Genomic DNA, 15,999 nt, shown 5'->3' with positions numbered 1-15,999 from the left:
GACGACCCGTTCTGTGCATCCGATATGCTGCTGGTCATAAGCATCGGCAGCAAAACCTCCCCGAGATAGGAAACAGTCACTGCGATGGGTTTGTGAGTTTCTGCACGACCTCATCGATCAAGTCCGAGTTCTGTTCAACATACCGCTGCCCTGAAGCTCGGATTTTGTCTATGTTCTCTTGCTTTGGATCAAATCCACTAACGCCTGCAACAGTATCCGGGGACAAAAAGTAACTGTCTATTTGAATAGATGACTCAAAATCCGCATGCCGTTGCAACGCATGTGAACTGACGGTGGCTTCGCCGCTGAAGACCATGCGCATCATCGGGAAGAACCACTTGATAAGCCCGCCACCTTCCGCAGTTTCGGTTGATACAGGTTGCCGTTGCTTGCTGCCAAGCGAGACAACCACGAATTCCTGATGTTCGGGCAGGTTCGTTCGGGCATGTAAATAAGCGAGCTCGCCCGGCGCGTTCAGGATCATGGCAGCGTCTCCGAGAAATTCGCCTGAAGCGTGTTCCCCTGACAGTGTGACCGCAGGGAAATAAACCGGCGCGCTGGTCACCGCCGTCACCAATGAGCGAAGATAGATGTTGCCCTCGACATTGTCCCAATTGCGGAACACGCGCAGGCCATTCTCTTTCTGAGAGAAGGACGGAAACATCGCTGGCCGCAGCAGGTCGTTGAACGCCGCCTCGCCAAAAGTCTGTTCGAATACCCGAATGCGGCCTTCATTGGGTATCGCCGGACCAAACAGCCCATTGCCCGTCAGTATCCTGTGGTAGAAGGGTATGCCCAATATATCGCGTGCGAACTCCTGGTAGCCCTCAAGCGCCTGTTCCGCTGTCAACGGCTGGCCATCAGCCTCGGACGGGCTGAACAACAAGGCGGCTATGATAGCTCCGGTGGACGAGCCAGCAACAAAATCAAAAAGCTCATGTATGGGCTGGCCGGATTTCTCTTCGATCGCCTTCAAAACTTCAAGTTCCGCAAGGCCATACAAAGCACCACCGTCCATGGCCAATATGCGGACCCGTTGCGGGTCGTCGGTCTGCCATTCGACCGGATCGTCAAAATGCTGTGCCTCTGGCCAGCCGGGCAACTCAGACTGGCTTTTGTAAAAGTAGCGACCGTAAGCGTACACGCTTGCGGAATAAATCAGCACGAGGGGGACCAGACAAACCAGAAAGGTTCCGATCACGAGGATAAGGCGCTTCATGCAGTCTTTCTGTTCGCAGTTACACTGGCAGGTGCTCGGCACGCATCATTCTAACCATCGGGCCATAAACCGCAATTCGCAATCAAGTCAGCAGATTCACCCGACACAACGGTACAGGTTTTCTGCCGTCCAGTCCCATTCAGTGCCCATGTCCAAGCGTGCATGCACACGCCAAACGCCTTGCGTTCCAACCCTGTAGCAATTGACTGGGGGGCGAACCAATGCAACGCTTGCTACAGGTGCTCTCAGACACGGGTGGATATGTGTTGCTGCGAAATGCTCGGGTCGCTTTGGCGGCCGCTTTGTTTTCGGTATCAGCGTCGGTGGCGCATGCACAGACCGATACCACGCCTCCTACTGTGCTTGTCCAAAAAGCGCAAACCCAGAAACCGAGTTTGACCGATTCCTATGTGGGCCGCGTCGAAGCGGTGAGCACCATAGATATTACCGCCCGCGTTCAGGGCAGATTGGAGGCGCGTAAATTTGTCGAAGGCGGACTGGTCAAAGCGGGTGATGTGCTTTTCGAGATCGAGCGGGATTACTATCAGGCGCTTGTTGATCAGTCGGCAGCAACCCTCAGCGGTGCAGAATCCACCGCGCAGGGGGCTCAGGTAGAGTACGAGCGCCAGCTGGCCCTGCTCGAGCGCGACGATGTTCCGCAATCTACCGTCGACGCATCCGAGGCAACCTTGGGTGCTGATCAGGCGGCGGTCAAACAAGCGCAGGCAGAATTGGAGCAGGCAAGGATCAATCTGGGCTACACCACGATCACCAGCCCAATCAGAGGGCGCATTTCGAAATCAAACGTCGATGTGGGAAATCTGGTCAGCTCGAATTCCGGCGTGCTTGCGACCATCACCAGCGTCGACCCGATCTATGTCAGCCTTTATGTCAGCGAGCGGGACCTGATCCGCAAACGGCAAGAGGGGTTGGTCGGACAGAATTCATCCAAACTGAACGTGCGGTTGGGGCTGAGCACCGGCGCCGCCTATCCGCGGAATGGTGAGGTCTCCTATATCAGCAACGAGATTGACCCAACGACCGATACGATCGAGATACGCGCGACCTTTGACAATTCTGACGGGCTTCTAGTGCCCGGTCAGGTGGTGACGGTCACCTTCCAAGATCCGGACGCCAAGGAAGTGGTGGTGATCCCGCAGACCGCCATCCAACTGGATCAAAAGGGTCACTTCGTATTTGTGGTGGATGGCGACAATATCGCCAAACGACGGGATGTCGCGTTGGGTGCGCAAAGCGGCCTTGACTGGGTCGTCTCTTCGGGCCTGCAGGCGGGGGACACTGTCATCATTCAGGGCCTGCAAAGGGTCAGGGAGGGTGAAAAAGTCGCCCCAACCGAAAACCAATCCTAGCCCATAGTGCCGTATATGCTGCCCAAATTCTTCATTGATCGCCCGAACTTTGCCATCGTCCTGGCCGTGATCATGGTACTGGTGGGTGCGATCGCAACCCGGCTGGTCCCCATCGCCGAGTTTCCGTCAATCGCGCCGCCACAGATTCAGGTCACTGCAAGCTATCCAGGGGCAAATGCCGCTCTGATCCGGGACGCCGTTGCGACACCGATCGAAGAAAAGGTGAATGGGGTTGAGGGCATGATCTACATGTCTTCTTCGTCTTCGAGTGAGGGTACATATACCCTGACGGTCACCTTCGACATCAACACCGATCCGGATATCGCGGCTGTAGAAGTCCAAAACCGTGTTGCACTCGCTACGCCGCTCTTGCCTACTGCTGTGACGCAGCAGGGGATTTCCACCTCAAAACAGAACAGCAACATGCTACAGGTGATCAATCTGGTCTCACCCAAGAAGACCTACGATCAACTATACCTCAGCAACTATACGGCAGACGTCCTTCAAGATCCGCTCAGCCGCATCGACGGGGTGGGTGCGGCAACACAGTTTGGCCAGCTGAACTATTCCATGCGGGTGTGGTTGAATACGGATCAGATGGCTGCGCTGAACATCGATGCCGCGGACGTGCAATCCGCGATACAGGCGCAAAACATTGAAGCCGCCGCAGGACAGATCGGTGCGGCCCCTTTCGGAGATGAGACGACAGCGTTTCAGTTTACGCTGGACGCGCAGGGCCTGCTGGACGAACCCACGCAGTTCGAGAACATCATCATTCAGGCACAGAATGATGGCTCATTTGTGCGACTGAAGGATATTGCCCGCATTGAACTGGGCGCCGAGAACTACTCGGCCATCGCCTATTACAACGGTCAGCCGTCAGCGATCCTTGCGATTTTTCAGGAAAGCGGTGCAAACGCGATCGATGTATCGACCGCTGTCCAGGCCGAGATCGAAAAGCTGGCCCAGCAGTTCCCGGATGATATCGAATACATTCTGGCCTATGACGTGACCGACGCGGTGCGTCAGTCGATCCACGAGATCATCACGACTCTGGCGATAACAGCCGCAATCGTTGTGGCCGTGACTTTTATGTTTCTGCTCAGCATCCGCGCCACAATCATCCCTGCGGTTGCCATCCCCGTATCCCTGTTGGGAACCATAGCGCTGATCTATCTGATCGGATTCAGCGCGAACATGATCACCCTTTTTGCGATCGTTCTGGCCATTACCTTGGTAATCGACGATGCAATTATCATCATCGAAAACACCGAGCGGATCATGGAGGAAGACGGTCTCGACCCGCGCGAGGCCACGCTCAAAGCCATGTCGCAGGTCACCCGACCGATTATCGCAACGACCTTTGTTCTGGCCGCCGTGTTCATTCCGGTCTGCTTCTTTCCGGGCATTACGGGCCGCATCTACCTGCAATTCGCCTTGACGATCACCTTTGCCTTCACCCTTTCGGCGATCAATGCCCTTACACTGGGCCCCGTGCTGTGCGCCCAGTTCCTGAGTCGCAAAACCGGACATCCCAAAGGGATTGCCCGCATCATTCCCAATGCGATCAACCTCTGCCGGGATGGATATGTAGCGCTGGTCAGGCTGACGCTGCGATTCAAGGCCCTGTGTCTGATCCTGTACGCCGGCGTCGTGGCAGGGACCGTTTACCTGTTCCTGCACACACCCACCGGGTTTATCCCGCCCGAGGACAATGGCGTTCTTTTTGCCAGCGTCACGCTGCCCGATGGCGCTTCGTTGCAACGCACCGAAGAGGTGTTGCTGGATATCGGCGAACAGGTGCGACAACACCCGGGCATAGCGTCGGTGACATCAATCGCCGGGTTCAGCCTGATTGCCGGTGACAAATCCAATGTCGGAATGGTGGTCATGCTTCTCGATCCGTGGGACGAGCGGAAGACCAAAGACACCCAATGGTACAGCATCATGTTCGCGCTGAATGATGTTCTTGCAACCAAGCCCGAGGCAACCTCGTTCGTGTTCCCGTTGCCCGCGATTGCAGGTGTGGGCCAGTCTGGTGGGCTATCGGGTCAGTTGCTTGACCTACAATCCAGGGGCATTCAGGAATTTGATGCGGTCAAGAACGGCTTGCTTGCGGCCCTCATGAAAGAACCGCAAATCCAGCAAGCCTATAGTTCCATGTCCGCCAACGCACCCCAATACTTCCTGAACATCGACCGCGACCGGGCCGAGGCGCTGCAGGTGCATGTCGGGGATATATTCACCGCGTTGCAAGCCAGCTTCGGGTCGCTTTACGTCAACAACTTTGTGCGCGATGGCAGGGTGTATTGGGTGGTGATGTCAGCGGATGCAGAGCATAGGCAATCCGTGGACAAGATCGACGGCGTATACGTGAAAAATGCGTCCGGGACTGCCCTGCCTCTTCGAACATTCATAACGGTCAAGCCGCAATTGGGGGCAGAAATCCTTTACCGCTACAACCTGTTTAACTCTGCTTCGATCAGCACGCAGTTGCAAACGGGCGTCAGCTCGGGCGATGGCATTGCACTGGTTGAAGACGTCGCCGCCAGCACTTTGCCCGACGGTTACATTCTGGAATGGACGGACGTAACACTGCAAGAGGTCGAAGCCGGAGATCTGGTTCTCTTCATCATCGGCCTGGCTGTGATCTTTGCCTATCTCTTCATGGTCGCCCAGTATGAAAACTGGATATTGCCTCTTGCCATCATGGCCTCGACCGTTTTTGCGGTTCTCGGAGCGCTGATCCCGCTGCAATTCATTCCTTTGATCAACAACAACATCTATGCACAGATCGGGATTGTCTTGTTGATTGGCCTCGCCGCCAAGAAGGCCATCATGGTGGTAGAGTTCGCTCATAACATGCGCATCAAGGACGGCATGTCCATCGACGAAGCCGCGATCAAAGCCGCGCATATGCGTTTCCGTCCAGTGACAATGACGGGCTTGTGCTTCATCCTCGGGGTCTTGCCTTTGATGCTGGCCAGCGGCGCAGGCGCAGCAGGTCGGGTTTCTATCGGTTATCCGGTTTTTGCCGGAATGATTGTCGACAGCACCCTCGGTCTGTTGATGATCCCGGTTCTCTTCGCTGTATTCCAAAACCTCGCCGAGCGTCTGCGCGGCAACCCCAAAATCAAGACTTCAGGTAATTCATGAACAGCATGTTCCGGCGCATTCTCCCGGCGCAAGTTGAAGTGGATGAAACCGATCCACGCCAGATCAGTTGGGATGCGCGCCTGCTGTTTGAACGCGAGCATGCATTCATCGAGAACGCCATCGATAGCCGACGGCAGGAGTTTCTGGCCGGTCGGGTGATGGCAAGATCGGCAATGGCGCGATTGGGCTTGCCACGCATGGAAGTCCCGGCCGGGCCTGATCGGTCGCCCATCTGGCCAGAGGGCGTCACAGGCAGCATCAGTCATACGAAAGACTGGTGTGGCGCGGCTGTAGCGCGAAAATCTGACATCATCGGGTTAGGGATCGACGTTGAAGAGGCGACGCCGCTATCGCCTGAACTGATCCCTGTTGTCCTGACCGAGCCGGAAAAGCTCCAACTCGGAAATAGCGCGCTTTTGGCGCCGGGCGTGCTGGCGAAATTGATCTTTTGCGCGAAGGAAGCTGCATACAAAGCGCAATACGCAATCACAAAGACCTTCCTTGAATTCGAGGCGCTGAATGTCGTGATCAACGAAGATGGCCTGCATTGGCATGCAGAATTCAATCCGGGTTTCCGCCCGCCAAGCTTGCCAACAAACACCATCCCTGGACAATGGCACCTGAACGGCAATCTCATCGCAGCATCCGCCGTTCTCAGAAGCTGACGACCGTTGTGTTTGGCAATCAGTTGGCAGTGTCACGTGATGGACTGACGCGAAGGCTTGCCCAGCCTACGAGGCCCAACCGGTCTGGCAGGCTGGCGCTCTGATCTAGCATAATCGAGCGCCAGAACGACCGCGCTCCACAGCCGGAATATCACCGCCCCAAAACCGAGACCGGCTGAATATGGCCGACATCTTTTGCGTGAATCGGCTCAAAATGATACAATTGTTGTGCTGGTAGGATCGCCGATGGGTTTCTCCGGCCATCGCGTTTTGTCATTCGTATTTGCACAAAGTCATTTTGTAAGCTGTTCGGCCGGACCATCCGGGGCCCCTGGGCCAGCATTTCAGTATGCTATCGAACGGAGGCAATTATGCCGGAAACAGAATTTGAACGCGCATCAAACGGCGCAATCATCGGACTTCAGCATCAAAGTGACCCTCTGGCTGGGCGCGCACGAGGTGCCAGCGCGCTGGACGTGGCGCGGGCGTACGCGTCCGAGGTTTCGGGCCACTACCGCTTCTCGCCTGATCTGCTTGATCGGCTGGCTGAGGATGTGACAGGCAAATTCGACCGCCAGGAAGGTAGCAAACTGCGGCTGGAAGAGGCCAAAGCCGTACAGTCGTTTCTGATCTTCACCTTCCGTCAAACCTTTCACGGCATTCCCGTTTGGGAACGCGGCCTGACGCTGCGTATGGCGGGCCCCGACAATACTGTCACTGGGTCAAGCTCCAGTGTGGCCGCAGATATTGACCTCGGCAAGGTCCCCGCCCCGCCTACAGATCGCAATAAACAGGCGGGCGCGATCCTGCGCGAGGCCGCGAAGGGTGCAAAATTCACCCGGTTCAAAGTCAACGACACGCGCGACTTCGTCTATCGCTACGACGCCGAGCACCGGCTGCCGCATCTGGAACCGGGCGAGGCCAAGGACACCAAGCTGACGCCGCTGCCAGATATCGGCCGCGTGCCGAAGGACATCAAAGACGGCGACTGGCGTTTCGCAAGCCTTGTGCATTTCGGCTGCAAGCTGCCTGACTATGGTGAGCTGAACTGGCGCGCCCTCGTCGACTGGGAGACTGGCGCTGTACTTTACATCAGACCGCTTGTGGGCTGTGTCTCTGGCTACGTCTTTACCAACGATCCGATCTCGCTTTCGGGGGATTCTCAGCTTGACCCGACAGCGCCTGTCGCGCTGCTGGACGCCCAGCGCGAGTTGGTGACGCTGGAGCGTATGATCCTGCCCGGCGGCGGCGCACCCGTTGAGCTGAGCGGGGAACTGGTGGCGGTGCGCGACCTTGATCCGCCCAACATCGCACCCCCAACCGAAAACGGCGGTGCCGCATCGATCTTTGACTACGCCGCCGACAGTGACGATTTTGCGGCGGTCTGCGCGTATTACAATCACGATTTTCTGTATCGTTTCGTGCAATCGCTGGGCTTCGACTTGCCCAGTTACTTTGACGGGGTGGCCTTTCCGGTAGATGTCGATCACCGCTGGTTCAACCCCGCTGCGGGACCCGTGAACGCGCAAGCCCCCGGCAATGCCATGGGCAACGGGGTGTTGCGTTTTCGCTATGCGCTGGCCGCCAATGGGTCCACTGTCGGGATGGCGACAGACTCGCGGGTATCGGCGCATGAATTTGGACACGCGGTGCTGTGGGATCACCTCAATTCGCCCAATTTCGGCTTCTGCCACGGATTCGGAGATGCGCTTGCGGCGATCCTGTACGATCCGCAAGGGAACGCGCCGGATCGCTTTCGCACCTTCCCCTTCAGCAACCTGATCACCCGACGGTGGGACCGCTCGGTAGCTTCGGGCTGGGGCTGGGGCGGCACGATGGACGTGGGCGGGTATCTCTCAACCGAGATCAACGCCACCACTCTGGGCCGCATCTACCGGTCTCTGGGCGGTGACGCGCCGGATCTGGACGACAGGATCCATGCAAGCAGATACACCGTCTATCTGATCCTGCAAGCGGTGCCGCTTCTGGCGGGGATCGTGCCCAATACCGTGGTCGGATTTTCGAACGCTCTGCAGGAATCCGACCGAAACACCACCCTGTTCGACGGTGCCGCCGGGGGTTGGGCCCACAAGGTGGTGCGTTGGGGGTTTGAAAAACAGGCGCTCTACAACGGAGCACCGCCCGATGTGGACATCTTTGTTGATGATGGACGCCAGGGCGAATACCCGTGGCACGGACCGGGTGATGCCGCACCCGGCATCTGGAATCGGCACCGCCCCGACGGCGGCACCGAGCATGAAACGCCACGCCGCTGCGTTGAGAACTACCTGTATGTCCGGATCGGCAACCGTGGCTACAATAAGGCCGATGCGGTCACGCTTTCGCTGGCCCGCGCAACCGGCGGCAAGGGCGCCACATGGCCGGGCGACTGGGACCCGCTTGTAGTGGGTACACCGGTCGGTCAGCCAGTGCCAAGCGGAGGCGACGTGATCGTCGGGCCCATCCCCTGGTGCCCCGAAGACTTGTGCGAGGAACGCATTCTTGCCAGCGTCGACACGCCCGAAGACCGCAGCAACGTTGAGACAATTGCGGGCAGTCTGCCCGTCGCGCGGCTGGCGCTTGGTGACAACAACGTCGCCATCCGCCGGATGGAGGTTAACCGCGCCGAAGACGACACAGAGTGCTGTGACGAAGAAGAACAGGAGGTCACCTATCGTTACGCGGTCAAGTTCGTCTGCGGCTGCTCCAAAGGCCGCATCCTATCGTCCGGTCGATATCACACGGCGATCAACATAGGTAACGGTAGCGGGGAAGAAGTGCGCTTTAGCAAGCGGGTTTCCTCGGCGCTGCCAAACGAGAAGCCGGGCAACGTGTCTGCCGAAACGGAGAACGCACTCGGGCCCTGGGAATCGATGGAGATTGATTGCGAGGACGTGGCACGACACCTGCGGGTGGCCGAGTGCTGTTTCCTCAAAGGGTTCGTGTTCATCGATAGCGAAACACCGCTCGACGTGGTCGCTGTCTATACCGCGGCCCATGGCGAGGGCGACGTGCAATCGATTGATGTCGAACCGGTCGTACCTCAATTGGTCGAGTTGGCACCGCCACCTCCACCCCCTCCGCCGCCACCGCCTCCTCCGCCGCCGAAGAAACCGGACTTGATCCCGGTGCAGCCGTTCCCGCCCGGCCCGCCGCCTTTCCCGGCCTGGTACTGCTTGCGGCCACGCGAATTGCGGATCATCGTCCGTAACATCGGCGCGGGACCGGCCGGTCCTTCGACCACGCGCGTTGATTTCTTCCAAAGCGGCGTCGTGGTCGATCTTCCGACACCGGCACTGGGTCCGAACGGGGATGAAACCACCCTGTCACTCGCTTTCCCGGATGAGGTCAAGGGCGGCGAGCAGGTTCCCTTCAAGATTACCGTCAACGCCAATCCGGCCGACGGCGTGGTGGAAACTGACACCACCAACAACAGCGATGCCTCTTCCTGCGGCTTGGCCAGTTAGGACGCTTCGCGAACGGCCCGGGCTTTTAGAGGCCCGGGCGGCTTGATCACAAGACACGGCGGTTTTGCGATCAACACCTTCACAACCATAATTGAGGTTCGGTCAACTGAAGAGAAATCGAACGCCTCACCAGACAGATGTGTCCTAAGCCCGAAAGAGGTTCTGTTTGATAGCGCGGTTCAGCTCTTTGTCTTCTTCGATCAACGCGGCGATGGCCTCGCGGGCCAGTACGCGCTTGCGGTAAGCTTCGAGGTGAGGGAACGCTGCATGACTGACATCGGCGTAACCGGATAGGACGAAGAACCATCCCAGATAAGCGTCAGCGGCAGAAAACCTGTCCCCCAGAAGATAATCGCGATCTTTCAGATGAGTATCGAGTAGCTGGAAACGAGACGGCACCAATCCGCGCACCCGATCCTTAACCTCGTCCGTGGCCTCCTGATAGAACACAACGCGAAACAACCCCTTGTGTAGTTCGGTTGCGCAAAATGCCAGCCAGCGTAGCATCTGAAAATATGCGGCATCAGACGGATCGATCCGAAAAAGATCATCATTGGACTGTGATTGAATCCAGGCAATGACGGTTGAGGTTTCGGTCAGCTTTGTTCCATCACCCAAATCCAGAACCGCGACCTGACCCAGCGGGTTGATATCATAAAGCGATCCCCCGTCTTCCGTCTTTCGGGTCGCCAGGTTCACAAGCGTAACATCCATATCCACACGCGCCTCAGCCGCCGCAAACCGGGCAGCCAATGAGCATGTGAGCGGTGCGTGATACAAGGTCGCCATCTGAGGCTCCTTCTCATTGGCGGCGCGCCACAGCGCGGATTTCGTGCGGCAGCCCTCAGCCCGAGCGCAGACCAAGTTTGGACAACAGCCGGTCGCGTTTCATCAACCACCAGCCCGCCTCAACCGGCCAGCGTGCGTGCCCGGTGTCTCCCTCAAGCTGGGCGGCACTGTGCAGCGGCCAGTTGGGATCGTCCAGCAGCTCTCGGGCAAGGGCGATCATGTCGGCATCGCCCTGTTCAATCGCCGCGTTGCATATCTTTGGATCCCAAAGAAAGCCAACCGCCATGGTGGGGATTTCTGCCTGCGCCCTGACTTGCGCAGCAAACGGGACCTGAAAGCCCTGCGCGATGGTCATCCGCTGCGGTCTGTTCTTGCCCCCGATCCCGCCCGAGCTACAGTCGATCAGGTCGACGCCCGCTGACTTGAGTGCCCTTGCGGTCTCGACCGTGTCTTCGACGGTCAGACCAGCTTCGAGCCAATCCGTCGCAGACAGACGAAACGCCAGCGGCAGCTCATCGGGCCAATTCCGGCGAATGGCGCGCGCGACCTCGACCGCGAACCGCATCCGGTTCTCCGCGCTCCCACCCCACTTATCGCCTCTCAGGTTGGTGATAGGGGACAGAAACTGATGCACAAGAAAACCATGCGCGGCATAGACCTCGATCATTTTGAACCCAGCCAGCCTGGCCCGCTGAGCGGCAGCCCCGAAAGCCGCAATGACGGTTTCGATATCGTTTTCCGTCATCTCACGCGGAGTCGGCCAACCGTCTGCGTAAGGCAAGGCAGATGGTGCGATGGCTGGCCACGCGTCTTCCTTGCGCTCGGACGCGTCCACCTCGTCCAGCGGCGTCTCGCCATGCCAGGGCCGTCGCTCGGATGCTTTGCGGCCGGCATGGCTGAGCTGGATGCCCGGCACGGCCCCTTCGCGCGTGATGAAATCGCTGACACGTCGCAACGGGTCGATCTGACCGTCGTCCCACAGACCCAGATCCCCAGGTGTGCGGCGCCCATCGCGTGTCACCGCCGTGGCCTCAGCATAAACCAGTGCCGCGCCGCCGATGGCAAACCGTCCCAGATGCACGAGATGCCAGTCATTGGCCCGTCCTTCGTCGGCGCGATACTGGCTCATCGGGGAGACGGCGATGCGATTTTTGAAGGTCACGCCGCGAAGGCGAAAACTGCTGAAAAGTGCGGGCATCGTTGCCTCTCAAACCTTTTACGGCCCTGCGGGCCACCTAGTCCCCGGTCAGGCTATGGTTTTGCCCATAGGTCCTGTCCCGCAGCATTGCACTGGACACCGAAAGCAGATGCGATTGCATGACCTCTGCGGCTGCCTGACTGTCGCGCGATGCGATGCTGCTGAACAACTGCTCATGCTGTTCGCCCAGACGCACCAGCGTCGACGACGAATAATGCGTTTCCCGCTGGCGGGTCCATTCGGATTGCTTGCGCACAGCGCGGATTGAATCATACACGGTCAGAAACAGCGGATTATGGGCCAACTCGGCAATCTTGTAGTGAAAGACATCATCCGCGACCCCATAGGCCTGCGTATCTGCGGCATCCAGTGTGGCCCGTGTAAGTTGTTCCAGCGTTCGCAATTCCTTGGTCGTGGCCCGCTGCGCCGCCAAGGCTGCCAATGCGGGTTCAATCTCAAGCCGAACCTCCATGACGTCGCGGGGCATCACTTTGGCCGCAACCGCGCGGAACGGGCTTGCACCAACCGCAGGCGGAGGTGAGACAAAAGTCCCCTGCCCGTGCCTGCGAAACACCGTTCCATCTTCTTCCAGCTGATCCAGAATACGGCGCATCCGGGCGCGCGTTACGTCCAGTGCGTCGGCCAATGCGCGCTCAGGCAAGAGTTTTCCGTTCTTCACGAAATCCCCGTTCTCAATTCCGGAATGCAAGGCCGTGGTCAGCTCGGTATCAGTTGGACAATTCCCCAAAGTCAGAACGCTCCGATCAGATCGTAAAACATGCGCAACGACGTAAGCATCAGGAATGCGCCAAAAGCAAGACGCAAGGCGCGTTGCGAAATCGTGTGTGCGAGGCGGACGCCTATGTGCGCGCAGCTGGTCGTCAGAGGAATGATCAGCGCCGCTGCGATCAAGTTGACATAGCCGATGGAAAAGGGTGGCAATCCGGTTTGCCCCAACCCGGTCGCTGCATAGATCAGTGCCCCCGGCAGGCCGATCACGAACCCGATGGCCGCCGATGTGCCAACGGCGCGGCGAATGTCATAGCCCAGAAAATTCAGGACCGGCACGCAGACCGTTCCACCGCCGATCCCCATCATCGCCGAAATTGCCCCCGCAAACATCCCGGTCGCAGCCCAGACCTTTGGCGAGAAACTACGCGGTGGACCATTGTCAGAGGGTTTGCGAAAAATCATGTCCAGCGACACCAGTGCGGCAACGGTCGCAAACACGGCGACCAGAATGTAGCCGCTGACCAGCCCGCCCAGCAGCCCGCCGATGATGACGCCCACAAGGATCGCCGGAGCCCAGCGTTTCAGCAGTGCCATGTCCAACGCGCCACGCTTGTAGTGCCCCCAGCTGGACGACAACGCGGTGAACACGATCGTGGCCAGAGACGTCCCAACCGCAACCTGCATGGTCAGTGCCGGATCGCTGCCGGTCAGCGACAGGGCGAAATACAGCGCCGGTACGATGACAATCCCCCCACCGACCCCCAATAGGCCAGCCAGAATACCGCCAAACACGCCGGCGGCACCGGCGATGGCGATCAGCGCCGCAAGGGTCGAAAGGTCAATCCCGCCCATACATCACGCAGGGTCGCTGGCGAACGAGCGGCTCACCCGCCCCGCGGCCTGGCGTTTGGCATCCGCGCGCGCGATCGCATCTTCAAGCGCCGCCCGGTCGGGATTGCCCGAGAAGTTCTGCTCGCTCGGCATAGCTTCGGCGAAATGCAGGTAACGCTCGCTGGCCACGTCATAAAGCCGTCGCAGTTCGGACAGCGGGTCGGCGTGGTCGTCACTGCGCATGTCCAGCCAGGCATGAGACTGGCCACGGTGAATGACCATTCCGGCGGCCTGTTTGCCGCGCTTGTCGCCGCCTTCGCGCTCGCCCGCCTCCATCGCAGCCATAAGGCGTTCCGGGAATGGCAGCGCGGTTTCCGATGCATATGTCTCAAACGTTGCGTCGACAACGTCCGGCCCGGCCAGCATGTTACCCGCAACCGAATGCGCCGCACCGATCCGGTGTCCGGCCCAGTCGACGCAATCCGCCCCGGTATAGGCCGCGAAGTTGCCCTGCGCGTCGATCAGATGCGCCTGCCGCGCAGCGCGACCCGAGTCTCGCGCCACGAGATCATCCAGCACCGCCTGGGCGTGCTCTCCGGCTTCCAAGCGCCTGAGGCCTTCGGTCCCCCAGACCGGGTTCGAAAACGCCTGCGAAGCAATCGCGCTGCGTGCGCCGACGCATGGCACCCGGGCACCGCAGGCGAAGAAGCGGCTGGCCACGATCAGGCCGATGGCGCCAGTCTCGGGGTCTTTTGCGATCAGGGAATATGTCATGTCACCGTCCTACTGCATAAGCCTGCATCAATCGCGGCGTGGCCGCCGCGCGTAAGGTCCCGTCTTGTTCGCGAAGTGCGGCTGTGAGACGACCAACCGTCCACGGTTCAGCCACGGTAACCTTGTGGCCTCGCGCGCGCAGATCCTCGATCACAGGCGCGCCAAAGGTTTCCTCGATCATCATTTCACCCGGTTGCGCCGCCCGGGGATAGAACGAGCCCTGAAAATGCATCGAATGAAACAGCGGCGCGTCCATGCATTCCTGCAGCTCCAGCCCGAAATGCACGAAACGCAGGAACCAGATCAATTGCCACTGATCCTGCTGGTCGCCGCCGGGCGTGCCAAAGACCAGCCGCACACCGTCCTTCTCCGCAAGGCTGGGTGTCAACGTGGTCCGTGGCCTGCGTCCGGGTGCAAGCGAGGTCGGCAGGCCCGGTTCCAGCCAGAACATCTGCGCCCGGCTGTTGAGCGGAAAGCCCAACCCCGGAACAACCGGAGAGCTCTGCAGCCACCCGCCCGAGGGCGTCGCCGCAACCATGTTACCCCAGCGATCAATCACGTCGAGATGCACGGTATCGCCGCGTTTCTCTGTCAGGTGAGACATGGTTGGCTCACCCGCGCTGGCCCCGGTATTGGCCGCGAAATCCCGCGCGGCACGGGCGATATAGGCATCCGCCAGATGCTCAAACCCCGGCACCCGGCCCGGGCGCTGCTCGTGCGAGGCATCCGGGCTGATCATGGCGCGGCGCTCGGCAGCGTAAGCGTCGCTGAGCAGGTAATCCATCGGAATGTTGCTATGGTCGGGATCGCCGTAATAGGCCTCGCGGTCGGCATAGGCGAGCTTCATCGCTTCGATGACCGTATGCACAAACTCGGCCCCGTTCGGGTCCATCGACCCAAGGTCGATCCCTTTGAGAATGGCCAGTGTCTGCAGTAGCACCGGCCCCTGACTCCAGGCCTGTGTCTTATGAACAGTCCAGCCGTGATAGTCATAGGTCAGCGTGTCTTCATACGTGGCCTGCCAGTTCTCCATGTCCGCGCGCGCCATCACACCCGCATGGCGCTGTCCCGAGACGTCCATGACCTTGGCGTCGGCCAGATAGTCAAAGATGCGATCCGCCACAAAGCCTTGCCGCCACGCGCGGCGAGCAGCATCGATCTGCTCGGTTCGGTCGTCGTGCGCGGCCTCGGCATCCGCAACCAGACGTTCATAGGTCGCGGCCAGAGCGGGGTTGGCAAAATTGCTGTGCGGTTCGGGTGCCTGTCCGTTGGGCATCCAAGTTTCGGCCGAACTGGGCCATTCATCTTCGAAGAAGTCGGACAGGCCATCAATGGTGTGAGCCACACGCGGCAGCACAGGGTGGCCGTCACGCGCATAGTCGATGGCGGGCTGCATGACATCGCGCAGCGGCAGTTGTCCATGATCGCGCAGCATCAGCATCCAGCCGTCAAACGCGCCGGGCACCACTGTGGCCAGCAGGCCCGATCCGGGGATCAGGTTCAGACCCAGCCCGGTGTAATGCTCGATAGTGGCGGCGGCGGGGGCAGGGCCTTGGGCGCACAGCACCTGCGTTTTGCCGGTCTTGGCCGAGTGGAAAATGGCTGGCATGTCGCCTGCGGGGCCGTTCAGATGCGGCTCAACCACTTGCAGGGTCATCGCGGTGGCGACGGCTGCATCAAAGGCGTTGCCCCCCTTTTCCAGAATACCGAACCCCACGGCTGAGGCGATCCAGTGCGTCGAGGTCACGACGCCGAAAGTGCCTCGGATCTCGGGGCGGGTGGTGAAGTCTGACATGTT

At 59.4% G+C, this 15,999-nt stretch carries 11 protein-coding genes; 4 read left to right on the top strand and 7 right to left on the bottom strand.

Annotated features, from left to right (window positions below; all coding sequences use genetic code 11):
• Positions 1-76: 76 nt before the first annotated feature.
• Positions 77-1,219: a patatin-like phospholipase family protein gene (locus tag ACR3EN_RS19900; protein WP_480821115.1), complete on the bottom strand. Its 1,143-nt coding sequence runs from the start codon at positions 1,217-1,219 to the stop codon at positions 77-79.
• A gap of 221 nt (positions 1,220-1,440) precedes the next feature.
• On the opposite strand from ACR3EN_RS19900, the gene ACR3EN_RS19895 reads away from it, so the two are divergent.
• The 4 genes from ACR3EN_RS19895 (at position 1,441) to ACR3EN_RS19880 (ending at position 9,877) form a co-directional block, all read left to right on the top strand.
• Positions 1,441-2,589, top strand: a complete 1,149-nt coding sequence (locus ACR3EN_RS19895; protein ID WP_480821117.1) for an efflux RND transporter periplasmic adaptor subunit — start codon at positions 1,441-1,443, stop codon at positions 2,587-2,589.
• Between the two features lie 15 nt (positions 2,590-2,604).
• Positions 2,605-5,745, top strand: a complete 3,141-nt coding sequence (locus tag ACR3EN_RS19890) for an efflux RND transporter permease subunit (RefSeq protein ID WP_480870354.1) — start codon at positions 2,605-2,607, stop codon at positions 5,743-5,745.
• On the top strand, positions 5,742-6,410 hold the full coding sequence (locus ACR3EN_RS19885; protein WP_480870351.1) for a 4'-phosphopantetheinyl transferase family protein: 669 nt from the start codon (positions 5,742-5,744) through the stop codon (positions 6,408-6,410). Before ACR3EN_RS19890 ends, ACR3EN_RS19885 begins: the two co-directional genes overlap by 4 nt.
• A 371-nt stretch (positions 6,411-6,781) precedes the next feature.
• The gene (locus tag ACR3EN_RS19880) at positions 6,782-9,877 is read left to right on the top strand and encodes a hypothetical protein (protein ID WP_480821123.1); all 3,096 of its coding nucleotides are present in this window, start codon (positions 6,782-6,784) and stop codon (positions 9,875-9,877) included.
• A gap of 144 nt (positions 9,878-10,021) precedes the next feature.
• Here the strand turns inward: ACR3EN_RS19880 and ACR3EN_RS19875 are convergent, their stop codons facing one another.
• The 6 genes from ACR3EN_RS19875 to ACR3EN_RS19850 are packed head-to-tail and all read right to left on the bottom strand — an operon-like array spanning position 10,022 to position 15,996.
• Positions 10,022-10,666 carry a glutathione binding-like protein gene (locus ACR3EN_RS19875; protein ID WP_480821125.1) on the bottom strand — a complete coding sequence of 215 codons (645 nt, stop codon included), beginning with the start codon at positions 10,664-10,666 and terminating at the stop codon, positions 10,022-10,024.
• A 55-nt stretch (positions 10,667-10,721) separates the two neighbouring features.
• Positions 10,722-11,864 (bottom strand): NADH:flavin oxidoreductase/NADH oxidase, encoded by a 1,143-nt coding sequence (locus tag ACR3EN_RS19870; RefSeq protein ID WP_480821127.1) that lies wholly within the window; start codon positions 11,862-11,864, stop codon positions 10,722-10,724.
• 37 nt (positions 11,865-11,901) lie between these two features.
• Positions 11,902-12,573, bottom strand: coding sequence for a FadR/GntR family transcriptional regulator (locus ACR3EN_RS19865; protein ID WP_480858424.1), 672 nt, complete (start codon positions 12,571-12,573; stop codon positions 11,902-11,904).
• A 41-nt stretch (positions 12,574-12,614) separates the two neighbouring features.
• The gene (locus tag ACR3EN_RS19860) at positions 12,615-13,448 is read right to left on the bottom strand and encodes a sulfite exporter TauE/SafE family protein (protein ID WP_480821131.1); all 834 of its coding nucleotides are present in this window, start codon (positions 13,446-13,448) and stop codon (positions 12,615-12,617) included.
• Positions 13,449-13,451: 3 nt separating this feature from the next.
• The gene (locus ACR3EN_RS19855; protein ID WP_480821133.1) at positions 13,452-14,201 is read right to left on the bottom strand and encodes a DUF1028 domain-containing protein; all 750 of its coding nucleotides are present in this window, start codon (positions 14,199-14,201) and stop codon (positions 13,452-13,454) included.
• Position 14,202: 1 nt separating this feature from the next.
• Positions 14,203-15,996 (bottom strand): gamma-glutamyltransferase family protein, encoded by a 1,794-nt coding sequence (locus ACR3EN_RS19850; RefSeq protein WP_480821135.1) that lies wholly within the window; start codon positions 15,994-15,996, stop codon positions 14,203-14,205.
• Positions 15,997-15,999 lie beyond the last annotated feature (3 nt).

It is taken from the genome of Ruegeria sp. G7, assembly GCF_056535465.1.
The sequence above is the reverse complement of the archived record's forward strand: the minus strand, read 5'-3'. Positions and strand labels throughout refer to the sequence as shown.

What these genes read in the sequence shown, in the direction of transcription:
- ACR3EN_RS19895 (WP_480821117.1), top strand. Translation starts at nt 1,441, where the DNA reads ATGCAACGCTTGCTACAGGTGCTCTCAGACACGGGTGGATATGTGTTG.
- ACR3EN_RS19860 (WP_480821131.1), bottom strand. Translation starts at nt 13,448, where the DNA reads ATGGGCGGGATTGACCTTTCGACCCTTGCGGCGCTGATCGCCATCGCC.
- ACR3EN_RS19890 (WP_480870354.1), top strand. Translation starts at nt 2,605, where the DNA reads ATGCTGCCCAAATTCTTCATTGATCGCCCGAACTTTGCCATCGTCCTG.
- ACR3EN_RS19900 (WP_480821115.1), bottom strand. Translation starts at nt 1,219, where the DNA reads ATGAAGCGCCTTATCCTCGTGATCGGAACCTTTCTGGTTTGTCTGGTC.
- ACR3EN_RS19875 (WP_480821125.1), bottom strand. Translation starts at nt 10,666, where the DNA reads ATGGCGACCTTGTATCACGCACCGCTCACATGCTCATTGGCTGCCCGG.
- ACR3EN_RS19880 (WP_480821123.1), top strand. Translation starts at nt 6,782, where the DNA reads ATGCCGGAAACAGAATTTGAACGCGCATCAAACGGCGCAATCATCGGA.
- ACR3EN_RS19855 (WP_480821133.1), bottom strand. Translation starts at nt 14,201, where the DNA reads ATGACATATTCCCTGATCGCAAAAGACCCCGAGACTGGCGCCATCGGC.
- ACR3EN_RS19870 (WP_480821127.1), bottom strand. Translation starts at nt 11,864, where the DNA reads ATGCCCGCACTTTTCAGCAGTTTTCGCCTTCGCGGCGTGACCTTCAAA.
- ACR3EN_RS19850 (WP_480821135.1), bottom strand. Translation starts at nt 15,996, where the DNA reads ATGTCAGACTTCACCACCCGCCCCGAGATCCGAGGCACTTTCGGCGTC.
- ACR3EN_RS19885 (WP_480870351.1), top strand. Translation starts at nt 5,742, where the DNA reads ATGAACAGCATGTTCCGGCGCATTCTCCCGGCGCAAGTTGAAGTGGAT.